Origin of the sequence: Embleya sp. NPDC005971, from assembly GCF_040629175.1 — a bacterium.
Classification (GTDB): domain Bacteria; phylum Actinomycetota; class Actinomycetes; order Streptomycetales; family Streptomycetaceae; genus Embleya.
This window is the reverse complement of sequence record NZ_JBEXUX010000076.1, coordinates 1-25,107: the sequence shown is the minus strand read 5'-3', so window position 1 is coordinate 25,107 and position 25,107 is coordinate 1. Positions and strand designations below refer to the sequence as shown.

Genomic DNA, 25,107 nt, shown 5'->3' with positions numbered 1-25,107 from the left:
GGATCACCCGGCTGCATCCGACTCGGTGTCATCCCACCTCCACGAAGGCGGAGTTCATGAGCACACGGCTACCGGTTCCGGCGCAGCGAACGACGCGAGGGATGCCGACGTTCGCCTACGACGAGGTCGATCTGGCGCGATTTCGCGACGTGCAAAGGCTGGCGTACCGATGCGCCGAGCGCGTCGCGGCCCGGATCGCACCGGGGGTGACGGAGCGTCGGGTCGCCGCGTGGCTGCGCCGGGAGTTGGTGGCGGAGGGCGTCCGGGACTTCTTCCACATCCCGTTCGTGTGGTTCGGCGACCGCACCGCGTTCCGCAGTTTCCGTACCCCGCTCCAGTTCTTCCCCAGCGGCCGGGTGCTCACCGAGGGCATGCCGTACGTACTGGACTGCGCCCCGATCGTGGACGGGTACACCGCCGACATCGGCTACGCCGGCAAGGTCGGCGAGAACGCGGTGTGGGACCGCCTCGTCGCCGACCTCGGCGCCTACCGCGACCTGATCCTGCGCGAGGTCAAGGCGGGCAGGCCGCTCGACGACGTGTACCGCGCGGTGGACGCGCTGATCCTCGAACACGGCTACGACAACCGGCATCGCGTCTACCCCGGGCGGGTGATCGGCCATCGGGTCACCCGGGTGACGCTGCGCGGGCCGATCGGGGTGAGTGCGCTTGGCTTCGGCGTGCGCACGCTGCGCACCCTGGGCCGGGAGCTGATCGGCGAGCGACTGCACGGGCGTTCGCCGCTGTGGGCGGACGGGCGGGCCTCGCGGCACGCGCCGACACCGGGCCTGTGGGCGGTCGAACCGCATCTCGCGCTGCGCGGAGTGGGCGCCAAATTCGAGGAGTTGCTGGTGGTCACCGACGACGACGCGTACTGGCTGGACGACGACCTGCCGCACGTGCACCGCGTGCGTGCGGCGGCCGGCCGATGACCGCGCCGGCCGGGAGTGCCGCCCGGCGCGTGGTGGAGGTGGTCGGCGGGCTGCCGACCCGCACCGTGGTCTCCGCCGGGGTGTCCCTGGCGGTGTACGAACAGGGGCCGGAGAGCGGCCCGTTGGTGCTGTTGGTACACGGGTATCCGGACACCCATCGGGTATGGGACGACGTCGCCGCCGATCTGGAGCGCGACCATCGGGTGGTGCGCTACGACGTCCGGGGCGCGGGCGCGTCCGGTGCGCCCGGGAATCGGTACGGCTACCGGCTCGAACAGTTGGCCGCCGACCTGTTCGCGGTGTTGGCCGAGGTCGCCCCGGATCGGCCCGCGCACGTACTGGCCCACGACTGGGGCTCGATCCAGGCGTGGGAGGCGGTCACCGACCGGGCCGGCCCGCGCCGGATCGCGTCGTACACCTCGATCTCCGGGCCGTGCCTGGACCACGTCGGACACTGGATGCGCAGCCGGTTCGCCCGACCCACGCCCCGGCACGTGCGGCAACTCGCGGCCCAGTCGCTGCGTTCGTGGTACATCACCGCCTTCCACCTGCCGGTCCTCGCGCCGGCGACCTGGCGGCTGGGCCTGGCCGCGCACTGGGGCCGGGTGTTGGCCGAGACGGAGGGCGTTCGGCCGCGCTCCGCCCACCCGCAGCCCACGCTCGCCGACGACGCGGTGCGCGGCATCGCGCTGTACCGGGCCAACATGTTGCCCCGGACGTTGCTGCCGGGTCGGCGCGAAACCACCGTGCCGGTACAGCTCGTCACCCTCACCGAGGACCGCTACGTCGGCGCGGCGCTGTCCGAGGACCTGGAGCGGTGGGCACCCGTGCTCTGGCGGCGCTCGATCGCCGCCGGCCACTGGTCCGCCCTGCTGGAGAAGGCGACGATCGTGGCCGGGATGACCCGCGAGTTCGTCGACCACATCGAGCACGGCACCGCCACACCGGCCCTGGACCGGGCCCGTCGGCGGCAACCGCCTTCGGGCGAGGACCCGTTCGTGGGCCGGCTGGCGGTGATCACCGGCGCGGGCGGCGGGATCGGGCGGGCCACCGCGGTCGCGTTCGCCGAACAGGGCGCGGACCTGGTGCTGTGCGACCTGAATCTCGCCGCCGTCGAGCGCACCGCCGAACTGGCCCGGCTGTACGGCCGATCGGCGCACGCGTATCGCGTCGACGTGGCCGACGGCGCGGCGATGGACACCTTCGCGGCGCAGGTCGCACACACCCACGGGGTTCCGGACATCGTGGTCAACAACGCGGGCGTCGGCCACTCGGGTACGTTCCTGGCCACGACCGGTGCCGAGTGGAAGCGGGTGCTGGACGTCAATCTGTGGGGAGTGATCCACGGTTGCCGGGCCTTCGGCACCTTGATGGCCGAGCGCGGTACGGGCGGCCACATCGTCAACCTCGCGTCGGCGGCGGCCTATACGCCGTCCAAACCGCTGGCCGCGTATGCGACGAGCAAGGCCGCCGTGGCGATGTTGTCCGACTGCCTGCGCGCCGAGGTGGCCGGCTCCGGCGTGCGGGTGAGCACGATCTTCCCGGGCATCGTGAACACCGGCATCACCCGCACCACCACCTTCTCCGACACCGACGACACCGAGCAGAACGCCCGCCGGGAACGCTTCTCCCGACTGTACGCACGGCGCGACTACCCACCGGAGAAGGTCGCCGACCACATCGTCCGCGCGATCCGCCGGCGCCGCCCGACGGTCCCGGTCACGCCGGAGGCGAGGCTGGGCCGCCTGCTGAGCCGGCTGTCTCCCGCGACGATGCGGGCACTGGCCCGGATCGGCGGGCCCGGGTCGTCACGGTGAGGGCCGTGAGCAACAGGGCGGTCAGCATCAGGGCCGCGCTGACCCACAGCGGGGCGCGGTAGCCGAAGTCGGCGTCGATGGCCAGCCCGCCGAACCAGGGGCCGAGCGCCGCGCCCACGTTGAACGCGGCCGTGGCGGCGGCGCCGGCCAGTGCGGAACCGGCCGGGGCGAGTCGAAGCACCCTGGCGATCAAGGCCGTTCCGGTGCCGAAGGCGAGCATTCCCTGGATCGGGACGAGCACGATCAGGGCGATCGGCCGGTCGGTGGTCAAGGCGAGTGCGGCCCATCCAGCGGCCAGAGCCGCCGCGCCGACCGTGATCAGCGTGTTCGGGCGGGCGTCGACGATCCGGCCGGCGATGGTGACACCGACGAACGAGCCCACCCCGAACAGCGCGAGCGTGACCGGGACCCAGCCGTCACCGAGGCCGGCGACCTCGGTGACGACCGGTTCGAGGTAGGCGAACGAACCGAACGTCGCGCCCTGGACCAGAGCGCTCAGCAACAGCGTGAGCAGCAGCGACGGCGTACCGAGGGCCCGCAGTTCGCCGCGCGCGCCGCCCACACCGGCGGCCTCGATCGGGCCGTCCGCCGCGCCGTCCGCCGCGCCGGTTCGATCCGGCACCGTCCGGGCGATCGCGAAGACGGCCGGCACGGACACCAGGGCCACCGCCCAGAACGCCGCCCGCCACCCCCACCAGCCGCCGAGCAGAGCACCCGCGGGCACTCCCACGATGCAGGCGAGCGTGACACCGCCGACCACCACGGAGGTGGCCCGCGCCCGCCGTTCGGGCCCGACCAGATCGATCGCGGTGACCAGCGCGACCGCCCAGAACCCGGCGTTGGCGAGCGCGCCGACCACGCGGGTGCCCAGCAGGATCGGGTAGTTCGGGGTGAGCGCGCCGACGACGTGCACGGCGACGAACACCCCCAGGAAGAACAACAGCGCCGGCCGGCGCGGCCGGTTCCGGCTCAACAGCGCCATCGTGGGCGCGCCGATCACCATCCCGATCGCGAACGCCGAGGTCAGCAACCCGGCGGTGGGCACCGATACGTGCAGATCGGCGGCGATGTCCGAGAGCAGCCCGGACAGCATGAACTCCGAGGTGCCCTGGGCGAATACCGCGAGCCCGAGCACATAGACAGCGAATGGCATGACGAAACCCCATGAACGTGCGACGAATCCGACCGGACGGGGGTGGGCCGCGCCGCCCGTTCCGCACCACACGCCGGGAAACGGTCCGGGCAGGCCGGAACGAAGGGCGGGGGGAAGGGGCGAGAGGCCCACACTTCACCACTCCGGTACTGCCGCGGCCCAGCCGTGCCCGAAGACGCCCGCAGCCTGATCAGGCCGGGCGGTTCGCGTTCATCGGCTCATCGACGAGAGGAGGGCCACCGCAACACCGGCGGCCTGCGTCTGTCCGATTCGGGACTGCACACGCTCGGGAGCGTACCAGCCACCGTCCGCCGGGGCCTTCCCGAGTGGGTCGGGTGTTTGCGGCCGGCGGTCGCGTTTTGGTCGGCGGCGGGTGGCTCAGTGCTAAACGGTCGGCGTGGATTGGTGGAGGTGGGCCCGGTCCCGGGGTCGCCGGCGGCCGGGAGCCTCGGGTTTCCCGGCGAGAGGTGGGTGTTGCTCGGCGGGAAAGGCGCCGGCAACGGCGGAGCGGGTGGGCGCTTTCGTCGGGTCCGCCGGGGAGCCTTTTCGAGGGGGTCGGGTGTTCGCGGCCGGCGGTCGCGTTTTGGTCGGCGGCGGGTGGCTTTGTGCCAAACGGTCGGCGTGGACCGGCGGAGGTGGGCCCGGTCCCACGGTCACCGGAGGTCAGGAGCCCTGGACTCCCCGGCGAGAGGTGGGCGTTGCTCACCGGAAAAGCGCTGGCAACGGCGCGGAGGGAGGGCGGCCCGGTGAGGTCCGCCGAGGAGCCTTCCCGAGTGGGCCGGGCGTGCGCGGCCGGCGGTCGCGTCTTGGTGGGCGGCGGGTGGCTTTGTGCTAAACGGTCGGCGTGGATCGGCGGAGATGGGCCCGGTCCCGGGGTCACCGGCGGTCAGGAGCCCTGGGTCCCCCGGCGAGACGCGGGTGTTGCTCGCCGGGAAAGGCGCTGGCAACGGCGGAGCGGGTGCGCGGTCCGGTTGGGTTCGCCGGGAAGCGTTTCCGAGTGGGCCGGGCGTTCGCGGCCGGCGGTCGCGTCTTGGTCGGCAGCGGATGGCCTTGTGCTAAACGGTCGACGTGGACCGGCGGAGGTGGGCCCGGTCCCACGCTCACCGGAGGTCAGGAGCCCTGGACTCCCCGGCGAGAGGTGGGCGTTGCTCACCGGAAAAGCGCTGGCAACGGCGGAGCGGGTGGGTGCTTTCGTCGGGTCCGCCGGGGAGCCTTGCCGAGTGGGCCGGGCGTGCGCGGCCGGCGGTCGCGTTTTGGTCGGCGGCGGGTGGCTTTGTGCTAAACGGTCGGCGTGGATTGGTGGAGGTGGGGCCGGTCCCGGGGTCGCCGGTGGCCGGGAGCCTTGGGTTTCCCGGCGAGAGGCGGGTGTTGCTCGGCTGGAAAGGCGCCGGCAACGGCGGAGCGGGAGGGCGGTTCGGCAAGGCTCGCCGGGGAGCTTTTCCGAGTGGGTCGGGCTGTTTCGGGTTGTGGTGGGTGTGTGGTGGCGGAAGGGGAGAAGAAGAGCGTGTCGTGGGTGGGCGGTTTCGGTCGCCGGGGCGCACAACCCGGCCCTCGGCACGCGCTCTCGCCGCTCGGTCCCACAAAAGCGCAGGTCAGCGGGACCCCGGGTGCGGGAAGCGGTCTCGGGATCCGGGTCGTGACCCTTCCGGGCTCGCGGACGGCTCTTCGCCCGGCGGTGCAGACCCGAAACGCCCACCGAGAGCCATGACCGTGTTGGATTGGCTGCTTGCGCGCGCAACCCGGCCCTCGGCACCTGCTTTTCGCCGCTCGGTCCCACAAAGCCGCAGGTGAGTGGAACCCTCGGGTGCGGGAAGCCGTCTCGGGATCCGGGCCGTGACTCTTCCGGCTCACGGGTGGCTCTTCGCCCGGCGGTGCAGACCCGAAACGCCCACCGAGAGGGCACAGCGCAGGGAGAGTCCGCCGCCGGGGTGCGCAACCCGGCCCTCGGCACCTGCTTTCGCCGCTCGGTCCCACAAAAGCGCAGGTCAGCGCGAAACAGCGGGTCCGAAGGCGTCCTGCTATCCGGATCGAGACCCTCCCAACCCACCGGCAACCCTTTCACCCGCGCACCCACCCCGAAACGCCCGCCGAAACGCCCCGACCCACTCGGGAAGGCTCCCCGGCGGACCCGACCGGGCCGCCCTCCCTCCGCGCCGTTGCCAGCGCTTTTCCGGCGAGCAACACCCGCGTCTCGCCGGGGAGTCCAGGGTTCCCGGCCGCCGGTGACCGTGGGACCGGGTCCATCTCCACCAGCCCACGTCGACCGTTTAGCACAAGGCCACCCGCTGCCGACCAAGACGCGACCGCCGGTCGCGAACGCCCGACCCACTCGGAAACGCTCTCCGGCGAACCCAACCGGACGGCGCACCCGCTCCGCCGTTGCCAGCGCCTTTCCGGCGAGCAACACCCGCGTCTCGCCGGGGAGTCCAGGGCTCCCGGCCACCGGTGACCGTGGGACCGGGTCCATCTCCACCAGCCCACGTCGACCGTTTAGCACAAGGCCACCCGCTCCCGACCAAGACGCGACCGCCGGCCGCGAACGCCCGACCCACTCGGAAACGCTCCCCGGCGAACCCAACCGGACCGCGCACCCGCTCCGCCGTTGCCGGCGCCTTTCCCGGCGAGCAACACCCGGGTCTCGCCGGGGAGTCCAGGGTTCCCGGCCGCCGGTGACCGTGGGACCGGGTCCATCTCCACCAGCCCACGTCGACCGTTTAGCACAAGGCCACCCGCTCCCGACCAAGACGCGACCGCCGGCCGCGAACGCCCGACCCACTCGGGAAGGTTTCCCGGCGGACCTGACTGGGCCGCCCTCCCTCCGCGCCGTTGCCAGCGCCTTTCCGGCGAGCAACACCCGCGTCTCGCCGGGAAGTCCAGGGCTCCTGACCGCCGGTGACCCTGGGACCGGGCCCACCTCCACCAGCCCACGCCGACCGTTTAGCACTGAGCCACCCGCTGCCGACCAAGACGCGACCGCCGGCCGAAAACACCCCACCCACCCGGAAAGCCCCCGGCGAACCCAACCCGACCGCCCTCCCACCCCGCCCCCACACCCCCACACCCCCCTCCCACACCCCCCTCCCACACCCCCACACCCCCACCCCGTGCCCTCCCGGCGAGCCCCGTGTCATCCCAGCGACGTATCCGTTCACCCTCCGGGCGCATGAACGCCGTCGCAAGGTTCGCCCGCGCGGCGATCGTCGGGGCGCCGGCCGCCGGCTAGCGTTGAGGGCAGATCGGGCACCCGCCCGGTGGCCCTCCGCTCGGAGGCGCCGAAGCACCGGAGCCACGGAGACGGCAGCGATGATCAAAGCCGACGCACTCACCAAGCGCTACGGGCCCAAGACCGCCGTCGAGGCACTGACCTTCACGGTCCGTCCCGGCATCGTCACCGGCTTCCTGGGCCCCAACGGCGCGGGCAAGTCCACCACCATGCGGATGATTCTGGGCCTGGACCACCCGACCTCGGGCACGGTCACCGTCAACGGCCGCCGCTACGCCGACCACCGCGCCCCGCTGCACGAGGTCGGCGCGCTGCTGGAGGCCAAGGCGGTGCACACCGGGCGCTCCGCGTACAACCACCTGTTGTCGATGGCCGCCACCACCGGGATCCGCACCCGCCGGGTGCGCGAGGTGATCGAGATGGTCGGCCTGGACGAGGTGGCCCGCAAGCGGGTCGGCGGCTTCTCCCTCGGGATGGGCCAGCGGTTGGGCCTCGCCACCGCGCTGCTGGGCGACCCGGCCACGCTGGTGCTGGACGAGCCGGTCAACGGGCTGGACCCCGAGGGCGTGTTGTGGATCCGCACGCTGCTCAAGTCGCTCGCCGCCGAGGGCCGCACGGTCTTCCTCTCCTCGCATCTGATGAGCGAGATGGCGCTGACCGCGGAGCACCTGATCGTGGTCGGTCGCGGTCGGCTGATCGCCGACACCTCGGTCGCGGACTTCATCCGCAACGCCGTGCCCAACCAGGTCCGGGTCCGCACGCCCGACGCCGATCGGTTGCGCGCGCTGTTGTTCGGACCCGAGGTGCGGGTCACCGGCCGCGAGCGGGACGTCCTGGAGGTCACCGGGGTGTCCAGCGACGACATCGGCCGGCTCGCGTCGGCGCACGGCATCACCCTGTTCGAACTGGTGCCGCAGCAGGCATCGCTGGAGGAGGCGTTCATGGAATCGACCCGCGACGCGGTCGAATATCGAGTACCCGAGGGCGTGTCCGCGCGGGTGGCGGGTCCGGCCCGCCGGCGCGGCGGCGAGGTCGCGTGATGTCGGCCGGCACCGTCACCCCCGGCACCGGAACCGGACCCAGGTTCGTCTCCCGGGCCGCCGGCCGAGGCCGGGTCACCTTCGTCCGGGTGCTCAACGCCGAGTGGATCAAGCTGCGCAGCCTGCGCTCGACCTTCTGGGTGCTGGTCGCCGCGGTCTTCCTGGTGATCGCCCTGGGCGTGCTGGTCTGCATCGGCACGGTCAACCGCTGGCCGAACACGAGCGCCGCCGAGAAGGCCCGACTCTCCGCCCCGAACGCGAGCCTGACCGGGCTCTATCTGGCCCAACTGGCCATCGGCGTCCTCGGCGTCCTGGTGGTCACCGGCGAATACGCCACCGGTTCGATCCGGGCCACCATCGCCGCGGTGCCGCACCGGTTGCCGGTGTTGTGGGCCAAGACTGCGGTGTTCGGGGTGGTCACCTTCGTGCTGATGCTCGGCGCCTGCCTGGTCGCCTTCCTGAGCGGGCAGGCGGTGTTGGCCAAGGAGAACATCGACGTATCCCTCGGTGACCCGGGCGTGCCGCGCGTGGTCGTCGGCGTCGCGGTCTACCTCGCCGTCACCGGCATCCTGGCGATCGGCATCGGCGCGATCGTGCGCAACGCCGCCGGCGGTATCGCGATCGTGTTCGGGCTGCTGCTGGTACTGCCCGAGGTGGTGCGCGCGTTGCCCTCCGACTGGCAGAGCCGGATCACCAAGTACCTGCCCAGCGAGGCCGGTCAGGCACTCACCCGGTGGCATCCGAAGGGGGACGAGCTGTCCCCGGGCGCGGGCATCACGGTGTTCGTGCTGTACGCCGCGGTCACGCTCGCGGTGGCGGCGGTGTTGCTCCGCAGGCGCGACGCGTGAACGCGCTGTCGCGACGGTACGGCGGCGAGCGCGGGCTCGCCGTCGTACCGGCACGTGTGGTGGCCTTCACCCGCAGCCATCCGATCTGGGCGGACAGCACCCTCGCGGTGGCCCTGTTGCTGCTCTTCGAGGCCGGGAACCTGCTGCGGTTGTCCGGCTGGGTGGTGTTCGGGGCGGCCCTGACCCTGCCGCTCGCGCTGCGCCGCCGGGCCCCGATCGTGGTGTTCACGGCGGTGGCGATCGTGGCCCTCGGGCAGTGGGCGATCGACGCGCGCACCGGTGCGGACGCGAGTCTGCTGATCGCGCTGTACACCGTGGCCGCGAGCTGCAACCGGCGCCGGACGTTGTACGCGCTCGCCGTGCTGGAGGTGGGCATCGTGCTGGCGGTCGCGCGCTGGACCGTCGACGGGTTCCGGTTCGGCGCGTTCGTCGGGCTCAGCGCGATGGCCGTGACCGCGGCGGTGCTCGGGGCCAACCTGCGGACCCGTCGGCGCTACCTGGCCGCCCTGGAGGAACGCGCCCAACGCCTGGAACGCGAACAGGAACAGCAGGCCGAACTCGCGGTGGCGGCCGAACGCTCGCGGATCGCCCGGGAGATGCACGACATCGTCACGCACAACCTGTCGGTGATGGTGGCTCTCGCGGACGCCGCCTCGATGACCGTGCACAACAAGCCGGAGCGCTCCGCCGCGGCGATGGAACAGGTGTCCGGCACCGGTCGGCAGGCCCTCACCGAGATGCGCCGCTTCCTGGGCGTGTTGCACGAGGACGAACCCGACGCCGCCCGACACCCGCAGCCGGACCTGGCCCGGCTGGGCGCGCTGGCCGAACAGGTGCGCGCGGCCGGCCTGCCGACCACGCTCACCGTGCAGGGCGACACCCGGAACGTGCCGCCCGGTGCCCAGTTGGCGGTCTACCGACTCGCCCAGGAGGCGCTGACCAACACCCTCAAGCACGCCCAGCCCGGGGCGAACGCGCGGATCAGGGTGTGCAGTTCGGCCGATCGATTGGAATTGAGCGTGGTCGACGACGGCCTCCCGCGCCGGATCGGGATCGGCGAGCGGGACGAACCGCGCGGCGGGCGCGGACTGGCCGGCATGCGGGAACGGGCCGCCGTCTACGGTGGAGACGTGGAAGCCGGGCCGTTGCCCGGAGGCGGCTGGCGTGTGTCGGCGCTGTTGCACCTGACCGATCCGGGAGGATCCTGACGTGGCCATCGACGTATTGGTGGTGGACGACCAGCCGTTGTTGCGGTTGGCGTTCACGATGGTCCTGGACGCCCAGGACGACATGAGCCTGGCCGGCGAGGCCGACTGTGGCGAGGAGGCCGTGCGGTTGGCCGAACTGAGGCGCCCGGACGTGGTGTTGATGGATGTACGGATGCCGGGCATGGACGGCATCGAGGCGACCCGGCTGATCACCGAGCGCTGCCCGGAGACCAGGGTGCTGATCCTGACCACGTTCGACCTGGACGAGTACGCGTTCGCCGGGCTGCGCGCGGGCGCCTCCGGCTTCCTGCTCAAGAACGCGCTGCCCGCCGAACTGCTGGGCGCGATCCGCTCGGTGGCGGCGGGAGACGCGGTGGTCGCCCCCCGGATCACCCGCCGCCTGTTGGAAACCTTCGCGCACCGGCTGCCGCAGCACGACGTCACGCCCGGCGCCGAGGACCCGCGACTGGCCCAGTTGACCGAGCGCGAACGCGGCGTGCTGATCGAGGTCGCCCGCGGCCTGTCCAACGCGGAGATCGCCGCCCGCCTGCACCTGTCGGACGCCACGATCAAGACGCACGTGAGCCGGGTGCTGGCCAAACTCGGCGTCCGCGACCGGGTCCAGGCGGTGGTGGTCGCGTACGAGAGCCGCCTGGTGCAGCCGCTCTGAGCCCCGGCGCCGGCCGCCGCTGCGAACCCCGACGACGCCCGGCTCGGGAGCCGCGTGCCGCTGTGGCCGGGGCGCGGCCCCCTTCGTCGCCATGGCCGGCAACACGCACACCACACCGGCGGCGGCCACCGCACCGCGACCCGAACCGGGAGCTTTCGAACTCCGGATCGTCGATGTCCGGGAGCGGGCGCGGATAGCATCGCGGGGCTGTCTCGCCGCATCCGCGCGCGTCCCCGCAGGACGACGCCGAGCCACGGAGCACGCCATGTCGAAGATCTTCGCCGAACTCTCCACGCCGCTCGTGGCGGACGCGTGTGTGCGACACCAGGTGCCGCTGCGGGTCGCCCCGCCGGGCATCGGCGCCGTGCTCCCCGGGCAGCGCATCGCCGGTCGGGTGTTGCCGGTTCGGCACTACGGCAGCGTCGACGTGTTCCTGGAGGCGTTCGGTGCGGCCGAGCCGGGGGACGTGTTGGTGATCGACAACGGCGGTCGTACCGACGAGGCGTGCGTCGGCGACCTGGCGGTCCTGGAGGCCGAGGCGGCGGGGGTGGCGGCCCTGGTGGTGTGGGGGCTGCACCGCGACACGCCGGAACTGGTGGAGATCGGCCTGCCGGTGTTCAGCTACGGCAACTTCCCGCCCGGCCCGACCCGGCTGGACGAGCGCGAGCCCGAGGCGCTGAGCACCGCCCGGTTCGGGCCGCACCTGGTGAGCACCGCCGACCTCGTCTTCGGCGACCGGGACGGCGTGGTGTTCCTCGCCGCCGATCGGGCCGCCGAGGTGCTCGCGACGGCCCTGCGCATCCGCGACACCGAGCGCGAACAGGCCCGCCGGATCCGGGCCGGCGAGACGCTGCGCCGACAGACCACATTCGACGACTATCTGGCCCGCCGCGCGATCGACCCGTCGTACACGTTCCGCCGGCACCTGCGCCGCACCGGCGGCGCGATCGAGGAGTAGCACCGGCCCACCGCCGGCACCGCGGTCAGGACCCGGGCGGACGGTCCGGCGGGTCGGGGGCGCGCGCGAGTGCCAGGACCAGCGCGTCGTCGGCGAGTCGGAGCACGCCGATGTGCCGGACCAGGTCGTCGCCCAACCGTTCCACCGCCAGGACCGGATCGGCGGTCACCCGACCCTCGCCGAACAACGCCCGGATCCGCTCGACCAGCGGATAGTGCCGGCCACTCGTGTCCCGCGCGTCGGCGAACCCGTCGGTCATCAGCAACAGCAGGTCGCCCTCGCGAAACGGCACCACCCACGGGCGGGGCGGCTCCGGATCCAGGTCGCCCAGGCCCAACGGCAGGCCGGGCTCGGGCGGTTCGAGCACATGCACGGCGCCGTCCGCCCGGATCGCCACCGGCTCCTCGTGACCGCGATGGGTGAAGGCCACGTGTTCGGGACGGACCTCGACCAGGAGCGCGGTGACGAACCGCTCCGGCGCGTTCCTGGCCACACTGGTGTCGATCCGGCGTGCCACGGTGCCCAGTTCGGGTTCGTCGTACGCGGCCTCGCGAAACGCGCCGATCGTGATCGCGGCCGTGCGGACCGCCCCCAGGCCCTTGCCGAGCACATCGCCGATGATCACCCGCACCCCGAACGGCGTGTCCAGCGCGATGTAGAGATCGCCGCCGAGCTCGGCCTCCTCGGCCACCGCGAAGTAGCGCACGGCCAGCCGCACCCCGCCGAGATCGTCGCTGGGCGGCAGCAGGATCGCCCGCTGCGCGGCGACGGCCACCTCGGAGACCGCGACCAGGGCCCGTTCGTGGTGGATGCGGGCGGCGGACAGGTATATCGCCAGCGCGGTCGCCATCACGTACATCCAGGTGCTGACCTGGAAGAGGTTGCTGTACTCGGGGCCCAGGTAGCCGTCCTGCGAGGCCAGCCAGTAGCGCAGCGGCAGCGAGACGCAGCCGATCACCAGGATGGCCAGGGGCCGTGCGGTCGCGGCGGCCAGGGTCGGCGCCAGCAGCAGGAACGGGTAGTAGACCGTCGAGGATCCGGTCGCCAGATCCACGGTCGTGACGACGACGAGAATGCTCACGGGCAGCCCGACCTGCCGGACCAGCGACCGGGTCGCCGCCCCGACCCCGCGCGGTGGTGTCAGGTTGCTCATTGTTGCGTCCATGATCGTGGGGAAGCCGGCCCCCGGATGGCTTCGCGGCACCCGCCGAACAGGTGAAGCCGCCCGAACGGACGCGGTGGGCGTCCCGGAGCCGCGGCTCGATACGCCCACCGCGAGGCGGGGGCACGCCCTCAGGGCTGGGGTGCGCTCCGGATGATGGCGAAGGGCGCGCCGAAGGGGTCGGCCAGCCAGGCGAGGCGACCGACCTCGGGGACGTCGGTGGCGGGCATGAGCACCGAGCCGCGGTTGACCTTGGCCCGCTCCACGACGTCGTCCGCGTCGGCGACCTCGAAGTACGCGATCCAGTGCGGGTCCTGGCCGTGCGAGTCCGGAACGATGCCGCCGAACGAGGTGTCCTGCGGGTCGCCCTCGGCCGTGGACAGCACGGTGTAGGTCATCCCGGGCATCTGGAACTCCTGCGAACGCCAGCCGAACAACCCTCCGTAGAAGGCGAGCGCGGCGGCGGGTTCGACGCCGTGCAGTTCGACCCAGGCCAGGGAGTTGGGCTTGCCGAGCAACTCCGAGCCGTGGAAGGTGCCGGGTTGCCAGACGGCGAAATCGGCGCCGGCCGGATCGGTCAGCGGGGACATCCGGCCCATCTCCATGACGTCGAACGGCGCCACTCGAACCGTTCCGCCGCTCTTCGCGGTGGCCGCGGCGGTGGCGTCGGCGTCGGGGGTCCGGAAGTACACCGTCCACGCGGACGACGCGCCCTCCTCGGTGAGCGGACCGAGCCCGGCGACGGTCTTGCCCTCCTGCCGGAAGAGGCCGTAGCCGCCGGCGTCGGGCCCGGCGGACTCGAAGTCCCAGTCGAAGACGGCGCCGTAGAAGGTCGCCGCGGCGGTGGGGTCGGGGCTGCCCAGGTCCAGCCAGTTCGGCGAACCCGTCACGAAGTCGGTGCTGAGCACGTCGCTCCTTTGCCGGGCCGCCGGCGACCCGAATGACATTTTTTGTAGTGACTTGCCCAGTCTGACGCCGGACACCGGCGCCGGGCCCGCAAGCGCGCGGGCCCGGGCCCGAGGTGTCGCCGTTCCTGCGCCGTACGGGTGATCCGGCTACAGCGGTGCCAGGCCGTCGAATATCTCGTGCAGGACGCGGTCGTCGCGGGTCGAGTCGGCCGCGGGCGCCGGCGCGTGCTCGGTGATGCCCAGCCCGGCCACGGTGAATTCCTCGGCAAGCGCGCGCAACGCCGCGCCCAACCGGGCCGGCTCCAGGCCGTCGGGCTCCGGGACGGACAACGCGCCGAATCGCTTCGGGTCCAGCACGTCGAGATCGACGTGCAGGTAGACATGCGTGGCCCCGGTGGCGGCCACGGCGGCCACCAGTCGGCTCGGGTCGTCGCATTGCTCGACGGACAACCGGCGAATGCCTTCGGCCTCGATGAAGTGTGCTTCGGCCGGGTCGACGGCGCGCACTCCGGCCAGGACGAGCCGCTGCGCGGACGGCCGTTGATCCGGTGGCGGCAGGAGCGCGGTGGGGCCGTCGCCCAGCAGGGTGCGCAGCACCATGCCGTGGAAGGCGCCCGAGGGGGAATCGCCCGGGGTGTTCAGGTCGGGGTGGGCGTCGAACCACACCACCGCGAGGCGTTCGCCGTGCCGAGCCACCGCGTGCGCGATCGGCGCGAGTTCGACACCGCAGTCGCCGCCCACGGTGCACAGGGGGCCGTCGCCCCACTCGGCCAGCACCTCCCGCACGGCCGAGCGCGCGCGGGCCAGGGCGTCGAGTCGGCGCACGCCGTCCCGGTCCGGGGCCGGATCCGCGTCGATGGCGAGGATCGTACGGCGCCGCGCGGGAAGCAGTGCGCTCAACCGGTGCGCGCCCGCGACCAGTCGGTCGGGGTGGGCGGTGCCGGACCCCTGCCATTGGGGGGCGACCAGAAGGTGTTCGAAGCCGGGTGATGCATGAATATGTTTCACTCGACATACATTTGCAGGGGTGGGCGTGGGCTGTCCAGGACTTTGGGGCGCGACGGGGGTGGGCGGGTGCGCCGACCGGCTCCGCGCCGCCGTGCTGAGCCGGGTGCGGCCCGGTGCGTGGTCGGCGGCGCGGAGGGATGTTCGGGAAGGGCCGAGAGGCTAGTCGGCGTCGGCGGCGTCGTGATGCTCGACCACCGAGTCCGGGCCCGGCGACATGATCGATTCGTGTCCGTCGGCGGCCCGTACTCGATAGGGCGGGGTGCCGTCGGGGCCCAGGACCTCGACGATCTCCACGAAGTGGTCCTGTTGGCCGACGACTCGGCCGTGGATGAGAAGGCGATCGCCCTTGGTGGCGTGCATGCGGCCTGGCTCCTCTGGGTGGATGGCGTGCGGCGAGACCCCGAGTATTCGCATGGTAACAGGATGATTACGTGTGGTGATGGGTGGGTGCGATCGGGCGGAGCCGGTGGCTGGAGTCCGGGCCGGATCTCTCCTACAGTGCGTAGGACTTACTCTGCCCGGTGAGGAGAGACGTGCGATGGCGCAGCTTGCAGGTGGCGGGCCGGCCGACCCGGCGGACCCGGCCGGCCCGGCCCGCACGGCACGCCCGACATCGCTTCGGGGCGGAGCGGTGTTCGACGCGGTCCCCGCCGAGGTGCCGCGCGCGCGGCGCGTGTTGGTCGCGGCCCTGCGCCGGTGGCACGTGCACGAGGACGACGTGCACACCGCGCAACTGGTCGCCAGTGAACTGCTGAGCAACGCGGTCCGCTACGGCAGCGGGCCGACGATGGACCTGGACGTGCGGCTGGACGCGGAGTCCATACACGTGGCGGTGCGCAATCGGCATGCTCGGCCCAGGCGGCTGTCCCGCGCCAACGGGTCGGCGGTGTCCGGTGCCTCGCTCGGACCGCGGGCGTTGCCGGAGCAGCGCAGGGCGCCGGCGCCGAGTGCGTGGGCGGGGTTCGACGATTCGATGCCGACGGATGCGGCTCCGGAGGAATCGCTCTGGGACCTGTCGGTCTGGGAACGCGAGTGCGGTCGTGGGCTTCGACTGGTCGAGGCGCTGGCGTTGGAGTGGGGGAGCCGGCCGTTGGCGGGGGAACTGCTGGTGTGGGCCACGATTTCGCGGGGCGATCCGGAGGACGCCGGCTCGTAGGCGTCGCCCGGGGCCCCTGGGCCCTGTCCGCCGGATCTCGGTGGGGCCGCGCCGCCGGACGGGGCCTGGCGGGGGTGGGCGAACCGGGCCGGGTGGGTGCAGGCGTCGGTGATGTGGCAGCGGACCAGGGTGGTGCCGAAGTGTGCGGTGCCGACCAGGGTCGTGCCCACCACCAGGCCCGCCATGGTGAGCGCCCCGGCGCGAACGGCCGCGTTGCGCCGCCGGGTACCGGTCGGGCAACCCTCCAGGAGCAGTCGGATGCGGCGGCCGGCGTAGGCCGGTGAGCGGCCGATCAGCCGATGCGGCGCGGCGACGGTACCGACCGGTGCGGCGAGCGCGGCCTTGCACACCGCGCTCGCCAGGACGAGTGGGTCGTGGGCGTGGTCGACCGCCCACACGTCGGCGTCGCGTTCCAGGTGGAAGGACAGTTCGTCGCCGGCCCGGGCGGTCCCGGGCAGCCATCCGGCGAGCAGTCGGCAGACCTCGGCGCCGGCCTGCCACCAGTGGTGCGCGCGGGAGATGTGGCCCTGTTCGTGGGCCAGTCCGGCCGCCGACTCGTCGTCGTCCAGCGCGGCCAACGCGCCCGCGCTGACCACGATCGCCCGATGTCGCCAACCCACCGCGGCGAGCAGCACCTCGCGGTCGCCGACCACGATGCTGCCGCCGGGACCGGGCAGCGGGAGCGGATGCGCGGGGGCGCGGGCGCCGCTCAGGCAGGCCCACAGACGTCGGACGGTGGCGGCCACGGCCAGGAACGTCAGCCCGACCAGCAGCAGTTCGGTGTCCTCGACGCCGGCGATCAACTGATGCGGCAACTCGCGCAGCCAACGTGCGAGGCGTGGGGTGTCCGGCATGCAGATCACCGCGGTGAGCGCGGCGCCGACCGCGAGGACGGCGCGGGCCACCAGGGCGGTTCCCCATACCGTCGCCGCGCCCACCGGGCGGACCCGATCCAGGGGGAGCAGGTGTGGTGTCACCACCGCCGAGGCCAGGAGCGCGGCCGGGACGGCGAGCGTGTTCATCGCGCGTCGCGCTCCCGTTCGATCCGGCGGGCGAGTTCGCGCAGGTCCGCCAACTCCGACACGTCCAGCCCGCCGACCAGTTGCGCGAGGGCCACCCGGCGGGCCGGTGCGGACGCGGCGGCCAGCGCGGAACTCACCGAGGACGATACGTAGTCGGCCTCGGTCACGGCGGGCCGATACACGAAAGCCTGCCCCTCCCGGGCCCGGGCCAACAGACCGCGCTCGGCCAACCGATTGCACACGGTCTGCACCGTCGTGTAGGCCCCGCGCGAGGGCTCGGCCAGTTCGGATCGGATGCGCTCGACGGTGCCGGCTTCGATCCGCCACAACACGGCCATGATCTCGGCCTGCAACTCGCCCTGTACCCGTGGCGATTCGTCCATCGCGTGCTCCTTCCTCCGGTGTCCGGGCGCGCCCGCTCCGGCCGGTCGCGGGTCTCGACGGTACCCGCTCGCGGGCGCCCGTCGGAGGCTGCCCGACACACGCCGGCCGCCCGTCCCGTCGCCGCAAGGGCGGTCGGGGCGGGCGGCCGGGTCGAGGCCGAGCGGGTCAACGCGTCGCGGGGGCCGGGATCCGGGTCGTGGCCTGGGAGGCGGTTGTGGGCATCGCCGCCCGGGCCGCCGGGCGTTCGCGCAACAGCAGGCCGGCGGTCAGCGCGACCAGGACCGCGGTGAGGCCGTGGATGCCGAGGGCCTTGCCGGTCGAGCCCTCGTTGCTCAGCACGATCACCATGTCGCCGGCGGGTATGAAGGACATGGCCAGCATCGCCCACCCCAGCGCTCGCCGGTGACCGGTCAGCAGGAGCGCGAAGAGCACCAGCCCGGTGCCCAGGTCACGCACGCCCTTGATGGCCAGGAAGGCGGTGCCCTCGTGCTCGGGCCAACTCGGCAGACCGAACCCGGACGCGCTCGACTGCGGGGCGATCAGGAAGGAGAGGCCGATGTAGAGGATGAACAGGCCGCCGAGTGCGGCCAGGGTGGTGGTGAGGTTCCTGACGTTCATGGTGGTCTCCCCGTGAGGCGGTGGTTCGGATCGGGCGGTCTTCGTCGTCCTGGAAGAACTCTCGCCGGGGGATCCTGGAAGGCGCATGGAAGCGACTTGGAGCGCGGCCCGCGCCGGCCGCCGCAGGCTCGCTACGCGCGGCGCGGCGGTGGCGGGGCGTGCAGGGTGCCGGTGCCCACCATGGCGACGGTGCCGCCGACGGTGATCCGCTCCACGTTCTCGGCAGTGCCGTGCGCGGTGATGGTCAGGGTGCTGGGGCGGCCGACGAAGCGGCCCTGGGACAGGGTGCGTGCCGCGCCGGTGTGGGCCAGGCCGTGGCGCAGCAGGTAGGCCGCGACGCAGCCGGCGGCACTGCCGGTGGCGACGTCCTCCAATCCGCCGTCGTTGTTCCAGTGCCGGCCCTCGGGTGCGCTCGCGTCCAGCAGGTAGGCGAACTCGGCGCCGAAGCCGGCCAGGAAGGCTCCGAAGTCCGGGTGCACGATCCGGGCCCGGCCGAGCGGGTCGGCGCCGTCGACCGGGACGACCAGGTAGCGCAGGCCGGTGGAGACCACCTCCACCGGCAACGTCGGATCCAGGTCGGCCGGGTCCAGGCCCAGGGCTGCGGCGATCTCCGTCCGGCGCGCCGGGTCCGGTGCGGGAATCCACTCCGGCCGACCCTGGTCGAGCACGGCGGACACCCGGCCGTCGGCGTCGGCCCGGGTGCGCACCGGGACGACCCGGTCGGACAGGGCGATCGTCCAACGGCGTTCCTCGCCGACGGCGGCGCCCGACCCGGCGTGCAGGACGGCGCCGGCGCCGAGGACCGGGTGCCCGGCGAACGCGAGTTCCTCGAACAGGTCGAACACCCGGGCGTGCACCACGTCGTCGGCGTCCGGGGTGGTGACGAAGATCGTCTCGAAGTGCCGCAGCTCCTGGGTGATCCGGAGCATCTGCGCGGCGTCCAGGGCCGGCGGATCGACGAAGACCGCGAGGCTGTTGCCGGTGTAGGGGCGGTCGGCGAAGACGTCGACGTGGTGGTAGTCGATGGCAGTCGAAGGCATGGCCCGAGCGTATGCCGCCCGAACCGGGCCCGTGCGGGGTCGAGGCGGTGGCGGGCCGCGCCGAATCACGCCTCGCCACGCGGTGCGTCGGCGTCGACGGTGATCGCGCGGACCGGGCACATGGAGGCGGCGGCGCGTACGTGTGCGGCGTACGCGTCCGAGGGGTTGGTGTCGTAGTGCAGGTAGTCGTCCTCGTCGAAGGAGAAGACGGCGGGTGCGGCGAAGACGCACTGGCCGTGGCTCTGGCACAGGTTCGTGTCCACGGTGACGCGCATGCGGCAACTCCCTTGTCCGGTGGGTCGTTCAGTTCACGGGCGGGTTGAAGCGGGAGTAGTTCGGCGCACTCCAGCGCAGCGGGACGGCGTCGGGGATCTCCACCACGCCGGTGACGGTGAACTCGACCAGGCGCTGCGCTCCCGGCACCCGGGCGACTTCGTCCGCGTCCCAGATGGTGCGGGCGGCGCCGGTCAGATGCAGGGTCGATCCGGTGTCCCAGCCGGGCACCAACAGACCGGCCGCCGGATGGAGTTCGAGGTTGCCCAGGGTGAGGAACATGGCGTTGCCGACGTAGTCCGGCCAGCGCAGCACGGTGGGGGACAACACTTGGACGAAGCCGGGATTGCCACCTCGGTGCGACGCGTCGGTGTTGCCGGCTTCGTCCGAACTGGCCACGAAGAAGGTGTCGGTGGCCCGCAGGGTCTGCTGTTGGGCGGGCGTGAGGGCGACGCCTCGGGTGGGCGGCGCGGTGGCGGGGCGGGGAGCGGACTCCGGTTCGGACCTCGGGTCGGAGAGGAAGCGGAAGTCGCGTTTCTGGATGTACTTGGGGCAGTTGGCGATCACCTGGTCGAGGTCGACGCGCAGGCCGCCGGTCACCGGTGTGGAGCGGCCGTTGATCCGCATCCGGCGTCGGGACGTCGGCTCGATGGCGATCATGCCGACCGTGCTCGGCCCGGCAAGGGCCGCCGCGAGCGGGTCCGCGGCGAGCGGGAGCGCATCGACCAGGAGCGTGCGTGGGTCGGGGACGCGCAGGAAGCCGGGGGCACCGACCAGTTGCGAGGACCAGAGGCGGCCCGCGGCGTCGGTGCCGCCGACGATGATCATGGGCTGCTCCGCGAGGAACGCGGCGGCGACCGGCGGGATGGACTCCCCGATGCCGCCGAGTGCGAACGACGCCTGCCGAGTCAGGTCGGCGCGATCCTGCACCGCGCGTTCTCCGCGGTGGTATCGGGTGGCCACGGCATCCCCCTCCGTTGATGGTTCGGTGTGTGACGAAAGGGCGGGGCAGTGTCCCCGTCGCTCTATCTAATGATTACACACACCGCGAACCATTAGAAGGAGAAAGCGTCCTCGTCTTCGATTTCCGGGTCCGGAAACGACTCCGCCCCGGACGGCGGGGCCGTCCGGGGCGGACTGTTCGGGGCGGGCTTTTCGTTCAGGTGGCGGGAGGTGGCGGTGGGTGCTGTCCTCGATCGGGGTCGGACAGGGCGGCGAAGTGCACTTGGCGGCCCAACGCCTGGAAGCCGTAGGTGAGTTGCTCATAGTGCACGCGTTGATCCTCGAGTTCCCCGGTCACCTGTGCGGTGCGCGGGACCGGCCCCGGGCGCGAGGTCGGGTCCGTGTCCGGGAACAACATCACCGGGTGCACGGTGCCCGGATGGCGAGGATCGCCCGAGCGTGGGAAGACCGTGAAGTCCCACGACTGGACGTCGCCCGGAGCCGTGCCCGCGTCGCGCAGCGAGAGGGCGTAGGCGGGCGGTTGTCGCCAGACCTGGAGGGGCGCGAGCACGGCGAGATGGGCGCCGACCGCCCGCCAGATCGGTACGGGCCGGCCGAGGTGGTGCAGGTCGCCGAACAGGTCCCGACGCAACTCCGCATAGCCCGGCGCGATCGCGGCCAGACCCTCGACCGCCGTCGCGACGTCGAGCCGATTGTCGCAGTACGCCAAACTGTGTGCGCGCGGGGCGAGTTCCCGGCGAATCCACGATCGGAGCGGGGCATCGAGGGCGCCGAGCGGGTAGGCGTCCTCGGCACACTCCGCGGTGAACAGCGCCGCCTCGTACAGACCTTGATATCGCGTCGCCAGGTCCACGTGCTCCCCTTGTCGCTCCGTCGCGGGATGGCCGCGCCAGGGTACGGCCATCCGCGTTGGCCCGGTCGGTGCCGGAGTGCGTGCGGGGTCAGCGGCCCAGTTGGGCGTAGGTCTTGAACGTGTAGAGGCCGTCCAGGGTGATCGAGTTGTCGCCGGCGGGCGAGGGCAGGTGGTTGCGCCCGTTGAGGAGCGTGCCCAGTGGGCCGCAGTTCGTGGCGGCCGGGAGCGCGACGGTGTTGTCCCACAACGTGCCCTTGAGGATGGGCGGGTCCTTGGACACCCATTCGTTGGGGCCCTTGCGCATCATGGTCAGCCGGATCGGGTGTTCGGCGGTGCCGATCGAACAGTCCTTGGGCAACAACGGCCCACCCAGGGCGAGCGTCACGTCCAGCCCACCGGCGGACGTACCGTGCGAGAGGAAATCGAACCAACCGCCGTACCTGGTCTCGACGTTCACCCCCAGGACGGGGGCCTGCTCGGGGAGTCCGGGGATGCCGAGCAGGCCACCGGCGGCCGGGCTCGGCGTCGCGTGCAGCGCCCCGAACACCTGCCCGGTCGAGCCGTCGGGCAGCGGTCCCTCGGCATGGGTGATGGTCATCGGCCGGAGCGGGACGTCGAGTCCGCCGAGTCGCATCCGGCCGGTGGCGACGTGCACTTCGCAGCGCCACTTGTTCGGGTCGGCGCTCGCCGGCAGCGCGGGGCAGTCGGTGAAGTCGAAGGCGGGCAGCGGCGTGGCGGCCGGGGGCGAGGCGGTTGGATTCGTGGCGGCTGGGTTCGTGGCGGCTGGGTTCGAGGCGGTTGGGGGCGCCGGTCGATCGTTCGCCAGGGCCGGGGCGGTGCACAGTCCCACGGCGCCGAGCGCGAGTCCGGCACTTGCGACGACCCTGGCCAACTTGCGGTTTCTCGTGCGATCCACGCTGATCGTCCCCTTGTTTCGGCGGATGACTGACTCCCCCTGAAGGTAGGGAAGTCGGACCCCCGGGCAGTATCCGGCGACCCCCAGACTCGGCGCTGGTGCCGGCCCCCGCTCCGGGCGTGGTGCCTGCCGGGGGATGGGGGATCGGGGCCGGTCGGATCGGGGCGGATCGAGTTGGGTTGGGGCGTGTTGGGCTGGGTTGGTTCGGGTTGGGTTTGGGCGTGTTGGGCTGAGTTACGGCGAGTTAGGGCGGATTGGGGCGGCTCAGCTCAGTTGTTTGTAGTAGAAGCTGCAGTCCCGGAGCGCGCCGGCGGGGTCGGCCGCGTAGTCGGGGACGACGCCGTATCGGGTCCAGCCGGCCGCGCGATAGAGGTGGTCGGCGGTGCTGTCGGTCTCGGTGTCGAGCAGCAGCAGGGTGGCGCCCACCCGGGCGGCGGCCTGTTCGGCGGTGGCGAGCAGAGCACGGCCCAGGCCGTGGCCTCGGGCGTCGCGGTGCACCATGAGCTTGACCACCTCGGCGCGGTGTCGGCCGTTGGGCTTGCGTTCCAGGGCCAGGCTCACGGTGCCGGCGACGCCGTCCGCGCCTCGGGCGATCCAGACGCACAGGCTGCCGTCGGCGACGGCCGACTCCCGTGCTCGCCACCAACTCGCCGCCTCGGTCGCGTCGAAGGGCGCCAGGAAGCCGAGCGAGGAGCCGTCGGCGACGACGTCGGTGAGGAGGTCGGCCAGGCCGGCCACGTCGGCTCGGAAGTCGTCGGGGGTCAACCAGGTGATGGTGTGCATCGAGGTCTCCGTGGCTCTTCTTACGGCAGGACGATCAGCAGCGCGTACCGAACCGGCTCCGGACCGGCGCAGCGGAAGCGCGACGGTCCCCACAACCGGAAGCGCAGGCAGTCCCCGGCGCGCACCTCGTGGAGATGGCCGCCGGCGGTCACCTCCAGGACCCCCTCCAACACCCAGATGTGCTGCTCCAATCCCGGTACGGGCGGCCCGTCGTAGGAAATGTCCGCGCCGCCCCGCAACGCCCCCTGGACCACCTCGCCCCGCAGCCCCGGATGCGGCGGCGACACCGACCGCCGGGTGAACCCCGAGGCCCGATCCACCCACACCTCCTGCCGCTCGGCACGCACCAATTGCGGCGGCTCCGCCTCCACCTCGGCCAACAACCGCGACATGGTCCGCCCGTACACCGCGCACAATCGACCCAGCAGAGCCGCCGTCGGACTGATCTCGCCCCGCTCCAACCGGGACAACGTGGATCGACTCACCTCGGCCCGCCGCGCCAACTCATCCAACGACCACCCACGCTCCCCCCGAAGCCCGGCCAGCCGACGAGCCAACCGCCCCTCGATCTCCGCCGGGTCACCTTCTTGGGGCGCTGCCGCGCTGTCATCGGTGGTTCTCATGCTGGGGACAGTATCCCGAATATGAGACGAGTGGGAGGGTGGGGGTACCTGCGCTTTTCCGGGCACCGGCGTCAGCGGCCCGGGGTCGGGTCGGCCTTGGGCGGGGGTGCGTCTTGGTGGGGTTGGGGCGGGTGCCTTGCGCTAACCGGTTGGCGTGGGCTGGGGGAGGTGGGCGTGGTCCCGGGGGCGCCGGTGGTCGGGGGCCTTTGTCTCTTCGGAGAGAGGCGGGCGTTACTCGGCGGGAAAAGCGCTGGCAACGGCGCGGAAGGAGGGCGGCCCGGGGAGGTTCGCCGAAGGCCTTTCCGAGTGGGTCGGGTGTTCACGGCCGACGGTCGTGTGTCGGTGGGCAGCGGATGGCCTTGTGCTAAACGGTCGGCGTGGATCGGCGGAGGTGGGCCCGGTCCCACGGTCACCGGCGGTCAGGAGCCTTGGGCTCTCCGGCGAGACGCGGGTGTTGCTTGCCGGGAAAGGCGCTGGCAACGGCGCGGAAGGGTGGGCGGTCTGGTCGGGTCCGCCGGGGAGCCTTTTCGAGTGGGTCGGGCGGTTGCGGCATGCGGTCGCGTCTTGGTGGGCAGCGGGTGGCTCAGTGCTAAACGGTCGGCGTGGATCGGCGGAGATCAGCCCGGTCCCACGGTCACCGGCGGCCGGGAGCCTTGGGCTCTCCGGCGAGACGCGGGTGTTGCTTGCCGGGAAAGGCGCTGGCAACGGCGCGGAAGGGTGGGCGGTCTGGTCGGGTCCGCCGGGGAGCCTTTTCGAGTGGGTCGGGTGTTCACGGCCGGCGGTCGCGTCTTGGTGGGCAGCGGGTGGCTCAGTGCTAAACGGTTGGCGTGGATCGGCGGAGATCAGCCCGGTCCCACGGTCACCGGCGGTCAGGAGCCTTGGGCTCCCCGGCGAGAGGCGCGTGTTGCTCGCCGGAAAGGCGCCGGCAACGGCGGAGCGGGAGGGCGCTTTCGTCGGGTCCGCCGGGGAGCCTTTCCGAGTGGGTCGGGTGTTCGCGGCCGGCGGTCGTGTGTCGGTGGGCAGCGGGAGGCTCAGTGCTAAACGGTCGGCGTGGACCGGCGGAGATCGACCCGGTCCCACCGTCACCGGCGGCCGGGAACCCTGGACTCCCCGGCGAGACGCGGGCGTTGCTTGGCGGGAAAGGCGCTGGCAACGGCGCGGAAGGGTGGGCGGTCCGGTCGGGTCCGCCGGGGGGCCTTCCCGAGTGGGTCGGGCCGTTTCGGCGTGCGGTGGGTGGGCGGTTGCGGGTGAGAAGGAGAAGGGCGGGGCTGTGAGTGGGCGGTTTCGGTTGCCGGGGTGCACAAACCGGCCCTCGACACGCACTCTCGCCGGTCGGTTTGAGGTGCCCTTGATCTTCCGGACAGCGACCCGCGTAGGGTTGTAGGAAACCGGAAAGAGAAAGCACGTGCCAAAGAGATATACACAGCAGTTCAAGGACGAAGCCGTTCGCCTGGTGTTGGACGGCCCCCGTCCGATCATCCAGGTCGCGCGCGAGCTGGGTGTCAACGACACCACGCTCGGGAACTGGGTCGCGCAATACCGCAGGTCT

23 protein-coding genes are annotated in these 25,107 nt (G+C 72.4%); 9 read left to right on the top strand and 14 right to left on the bottom strand.

Annotated features, from left to right (window positions below):
• The first annotated feature begins 101 nt into the window (after positions 1-101).
• Together ABZ374_RS40865 and ABZ374_RS40860 are read left to right on the top strand one after the other, a co-directional pair.
• Positions 102-932: a M24 family metallopeptidase gene (locus ABZ374_RS40865; protein ID WP_360322089.1), complete on the top strand. Its 831-nt coding sequence runs from the start codon at positions 102-104 to the stop codon at positions 930-932.
• Positions 929-2,749 carry an SDR family oxidoreductase gene (locus ABZ374_RS40860; RefSeq protein ID WP_360322086.1) on the top strand — a complete coding sequence of 607 codons (1,821 nt, stop codon included), beginning with the start codon at positions 929-931 and terminating at the stop codon, positions 2,747-2,749. The genes ABZ374_RS40865 and ABZ374_RS40860 overlap by 4 nt, the downstream gene beginning before the upstream one ends.
• On the opposite strand, the gene ABZ374_RS40855 is transcribed toward ABZ374_RS40860, so the two are convergent.
• Entirely contained in the window at positions 2,652-3,902 is a 1,251-nt protein-coding gene (locus ABZ374_RS40855) for a Cmx/CmrA family chloramphenicol efflux MFS transporter (protein WP_360322083.1), read from the bottom strand. The two genes, ABZ374_RS40860 and ABZ374_RS40855, sit on opposite strands and share 98 nt — an antisense overlap.
• A gap of 3,303 nt (positions 3,903-7,205) precedes the next feature.
• Here ABZ374_RS40855 and ABZ374_RS40850 point away from each other — a divergent pair.
• The 5 genes from ABZ374_RS40850 (at position 7,206) to ABZ374_RS40830 (ending at position 11,849) form a co-directional block, all read left to right on the top strand.
• Positions 7,206-8,165, top strand: a complete 960-nt coding sequence (locus ABZ374_RS40850; RefSeq protein WP_360322080.1) for an ATP-binding cassette domain-containing protein — start codon at positions 7,206-7,208, stop codon at positions 8,163-8,165.
• The gene (locus ABZ374_RS40845) at positions 8,165-9,013 is read left to right on the top strand and encodes an ABC transporter permease subunit (RefSeq protein WP_360322077.1); all 849 of its coding nucleotides are present in this window, start codon (positions 8,165-8,167) and stop codon (positions 9,011-9,013) included. The genes ABZ374_RS40850 and ABZ374_RS40845 overlap by 1 nt, the downstream gene beginning before the upstream one ends.
• Positions 9,010-10,221, top strand: coding sequence for a histidine kinase (locus ABZ374_RS40840; RefSeq protein WP_360322074.1), 1,212 nt, complete (start codon positions 9,010-9,012; stop codon positions 10,219-10,221). The genes ABZ374_RS40845 and ABZ374_RS40840 overlap by 4 nt, the downstream gene beginning before the upstream one ends.
• A 1-nt stretch (position 10,222) precedes the next feature.
• A complete protein-coding gene (locus tag ABZ374_RS40835; RefSeq protein WP_360322071.1) occupies positions 10,223-10,891 on the top strand; it encodes a response regulator transcription factor in 669 nt (222 codons plus the stop codon).
• A gap of 265 nt (positions 10,892-11,156) precedes the next feature.
• Positions 11,157-11,849 (top strand): RraA family protein, encoded by a 693-nt coding sequence (locus ABZ374_RS40830; protein WP_360322068.1) that lies wholly within the window; start codon positions 11,157-11,159, stop codon positions 11,847-11,849.
• 25 nt (positions 11,850-11,874) lie between these two features.
• On the opposite strand, the gene ABZ374_RS40825 is transcribed toward ABZ374_RS40830, so the two are convergent.
• The 4 genes from ABZ374_RS40825 to ABZ374_RS40810 all read right to left on the bottom strand — a co-directional run bounded on the left by ABZ374_RS40825 (position 11,875) and on the right by ABZ374_RS40810 (position 15,287).
• On the bottom strand, positions 11,875-13,002 hold the full coding sequence (locus ABZ374_RS40825) for a PP2C family protein-serine/threonine phosphatase (RefSeq protein ID WP_360322065.1): 1,128 nt from the start codon (positions 13,000-13,002) through the stop codon (positions 11,875-11,877).
• A 140-nt stretch (positions 13,003-13,142) separates the two neighbouring features.
• Complete coding sequence (locus tag ABZ374_RS40820; protein ID WP_360322062.1) at positions 13,143-13,919, bottom strand: VOC family protein; 777 nt, start codon at positions 13,917-13,919, stop codon at positions 13,143-13,145.
• Between the two features lie 147 nt (positions 13,920-14,066).
• Positions 14,067-14,927: an arginase family protein gene (locus tag ABZ374_RS40815; RefSeq protein WP_360322059.1), complete on the bottom strand. Its 861-nt coding sequence runs from the start codon at positions 14,925-14,927 to the stop codon at positions 14,067-14,069.
• A gap of 159 nt (positions 14,928-15,086) precedes the next feature.
• Positions 15,087-15,287, bottom strand: a complete 201-nt coding sequence (locus tag ABZ374_RS40810; RefSeq protein WP_360322056.1) for a DUF1918 domain-containing protein — start codon at positions 15,285-15,287, stop codon at positions 15,087-15,089.
• Positions 15,288-15,366: 79 nt separating this feature from the next.
• Between ABZ374_RS40810 and ABZ374_RS40805 the strand changes: the two genes are divergently transcribed.
• Complete coding sequence (locus tag ABZ374_RS40805; RefSeq protein ID WP_360322151.1) at positions 15,367-16,083, top strand: ATP-binding protein; 717 nt, start codon at positions 15,367-15,369, stop codon at positions 16,081-16,083.
• A 1,018-nt stretch (positions 16,084-17,101) separates the two neighbouring features.
• Here ABZ374_RS40805 and ABZ374_RS40800 read toward each other — a convergent pair.
• The 9 genes from ABZ374_RS40800 to ABZ374_RS40760 form a co-directional block, all read right to left on the bottom strand.
• Positions 17,102-17,488 carry a BlaI/MecI/CopY family transcriptional regulator gene (locus ABZ374_RS40800; RefSeq protein WP_360322053.1) on the bottom strand — a complete coding sequence of 129 codons (387 nt, stop codon included), beginning with the start codon at positions 17,486-17,488 and terminating at the stop codon, positions 17,102-17,104.
• Positions 17,489-17,654: 166 nt separating this feature from the next.
• Positions 17,655-18,107, bottom strand: a complete 453-nt coding sequence (locus tag ABZ374_RS40795; protein ID WP_360322050.1) for a DUF4267 domain-containing protein — start codon at positions 18,105-18,107, stop codon at positions 17,655-17,657.
• A gap of 131 nt (positions 18,108-18,238) precedes the next feature.
• Positions 18,239-19,147 carry a PhzF family phenazine biosynthesis protein gene (locus tag ABZ374_RS40790; protein ID WP_360322047.1) on the bottom strand — a complete coding sequence of 303 codons (909 nt, stop codon included), beginning with the start codon at positions 19,145-19,147 and terminating at the stop codon, positions 18,239-18,241.
• Positions 19,148-19,212: 65 nt separating this feature from the next.
• Positions 19,213-19,422 (bottom strand): ferredoxin, encoded by a 210-nt coding sequence (locus ABZ374_RS40785; RefSeq protein ID WP_360322044.1) that lies wholly within the window; start codon positions 19,420-19,422, stop codon positions 19,213-19,215.
• A gap of 28 nt (positions 19,423-19,450) precedes the next feature.
• A complete protein-coding gene (locus ABZ374_RS40780) occupies positions 19,451-20,383 on the bottom strand; it encodes a pyridoxamine 5'-phosphate oxidase family protein (protein WP_360322041.1) in 933 nt (310 codons plus the stop codon).
• A 196-nt stretch (positions 20,384-20,579) separates the two neighbouring features.
• A complete protein-coding gene (locus ABZ374_RS40775; RefSeq protein ID WP_360322038.1) occupies positions 20,580-21,236 on the bottom strand; it encodes a hypothetical protein in 657 nt (218 codons plus the stop codon).
• A gap of 88 nt (positions 21,237-21,324) precedes the next feature.
• Positions 21,325-22,152: a hypothetical protein gene (locus tag ABZ374_RS40770; RefSeq protein WP_360322035.1), complete on the bottom strand. Its 828-nt coding sequence runs from the start codon at positions 22,150-22,152 to the stop codon at positions 21,325-21,327.
• 264 nt (positions 22,153-22,416) lie between these two features.
• On the bottom strand, positions 22,417-22,935 hold the full coding sequence (locus ABZ374_RS40765) for a GNAT family N-acetyltransferase (protein ID WP_360322032.1): 519 nt from the start codon (positions 22,933-22,935) through the stop codon (positions 22,417-22,419).
• A gap of 20 nt (positions 22,936-22,955) precedes the next feature.
• Positions 22,956-23,558, bottom strand: coding sequence for an XRE family transcriptional regulator (locus ABZ374_RS40760; RefSeq protein WP_360322029.1), 603 nt, complete (start codon positions 23,556-23,558; stop codon positions 22,956-22,958).
• Positions 23,559-24,963: 1,405 nt separating this feature from the next.
• On the opposite strand from ABZ374_RS40760, the gene ABZ374_RS40755 reads away from it, so the two are divergent.
• A partial coding sequence (locus ABZ374_RS40755; RefSeq protein ID WP_360322148.1) for a transposase occupies positions 24,964-25,107 on the top strand: 144 nt, incomplete at its 3' end.

Bases quoted from the DNA above. Each gene is read 5' to 3' on its own strand.
- ABZ374_RS40765 (WP_360322032.1), bottom strand. From the start codon at position 22,935: ATGCACACCATCACCTGGTTGACCCCCGACGACTTCCGAGCCGACGTG.
- ABZ374_RS40805 (WP_360322151.1), top strand. From the start codon at position 15,367: ATGGGTGGGTGCGATCGGGCGGAGCCGGTGGCTGGAGTCCGGGCCGGA.
- ABZ374_RS40825 (WP_360322065.1), bottom strand. From the start codon at position 13,002: ATGAGCAACCTGACACCACCGCGCGGGGTCGGGGCGGCGACCCGGTCG.
- ABZ374_RS40855 (WP_360322083.1), bottom strand. From the start codon at position 3,902: ATGCCATTCGCTGTCTATGTGCTCGGGCTCGCGGTATTCGCCCAGGGC.
- ABZ374_RS40800 (WP_360322053.1), bottom strand. From the start codon at position 17,488: ATGGACGAATCGCCACGGGTACAGGGCGAGTTGCAGGCCGAGATCATG.
- ABZ374_RS40850 (WP_360322080.1), top strand. From the start codon at position 7,206: ATGATCAAAGCCGACGCACTCACCAAGCGCTACGGGCCCAAGACCGCC.
- ABZ374_RS40865 (WP_360322089.1), top strand. From the start codon at position 102: ATGCCGACGTTCGCCTACGACGAGGTCGATCTGGCGCGATTTCGCGAC.
- ABZ374_RS40845 (WP_360322077.1), top strand. From the start codon at position 8,165: ATGTCGGCCGGCACCGTCACCCCCGGCACCGGAACCGGACCCAGGTTC.
- ABZ374_RS40785 (WP_360322044.1), bottom strand. From the start codon at position 19,422: ATGCGCGTCACCGTGGACACGAACCTGTGCCAGAGCCACGGCCAGTGC.
- ABZ374_RS40760 (WP_360322029.1), bottom strand. From the start codon at position 23,558: ATGAGAACCACCGATGACAGCGCGGCAGCGCCCCAAGAAGGTGACCCG.
- ABZ374_RS40860 (WP_360322086.1), top strand. From the start codon at position 929: ATGACCGCGCCGGCCGGGAGTGCCGCCCGGCGCGTGGTGGAGGTGGTC.
- ABZ374_RS40795 (WP_360322050.1), bottom strand. From the start codon at position 18,107: ATGAACGTCAGGAACCTCACCACCACCCTGGCCGCACTCGGCGGCCTG.
- ABZ374_RS40790 (WP_360322047.1), bottom strand. From the start codon at position 19,147: ATGCCTTCGACTGCCATCGACTACCACCACGTCGACGTCTTCGCCGAC.
- ABZ374_RS40810 (WP_360322056.1), bottom strand. From the start codon at position 15,287: ATGCACGCCACCAAGGGCGATCGCCTTCTCATCCACGGCCGAGTCGTC.
- ABZ374_RS40830 (WP_360322068.1), top strand. From the start codon at position 11,157: ATGTCGAAGATCTTCGCCGAACTCTCCACGCCGCTCGTGGCGGACGCG.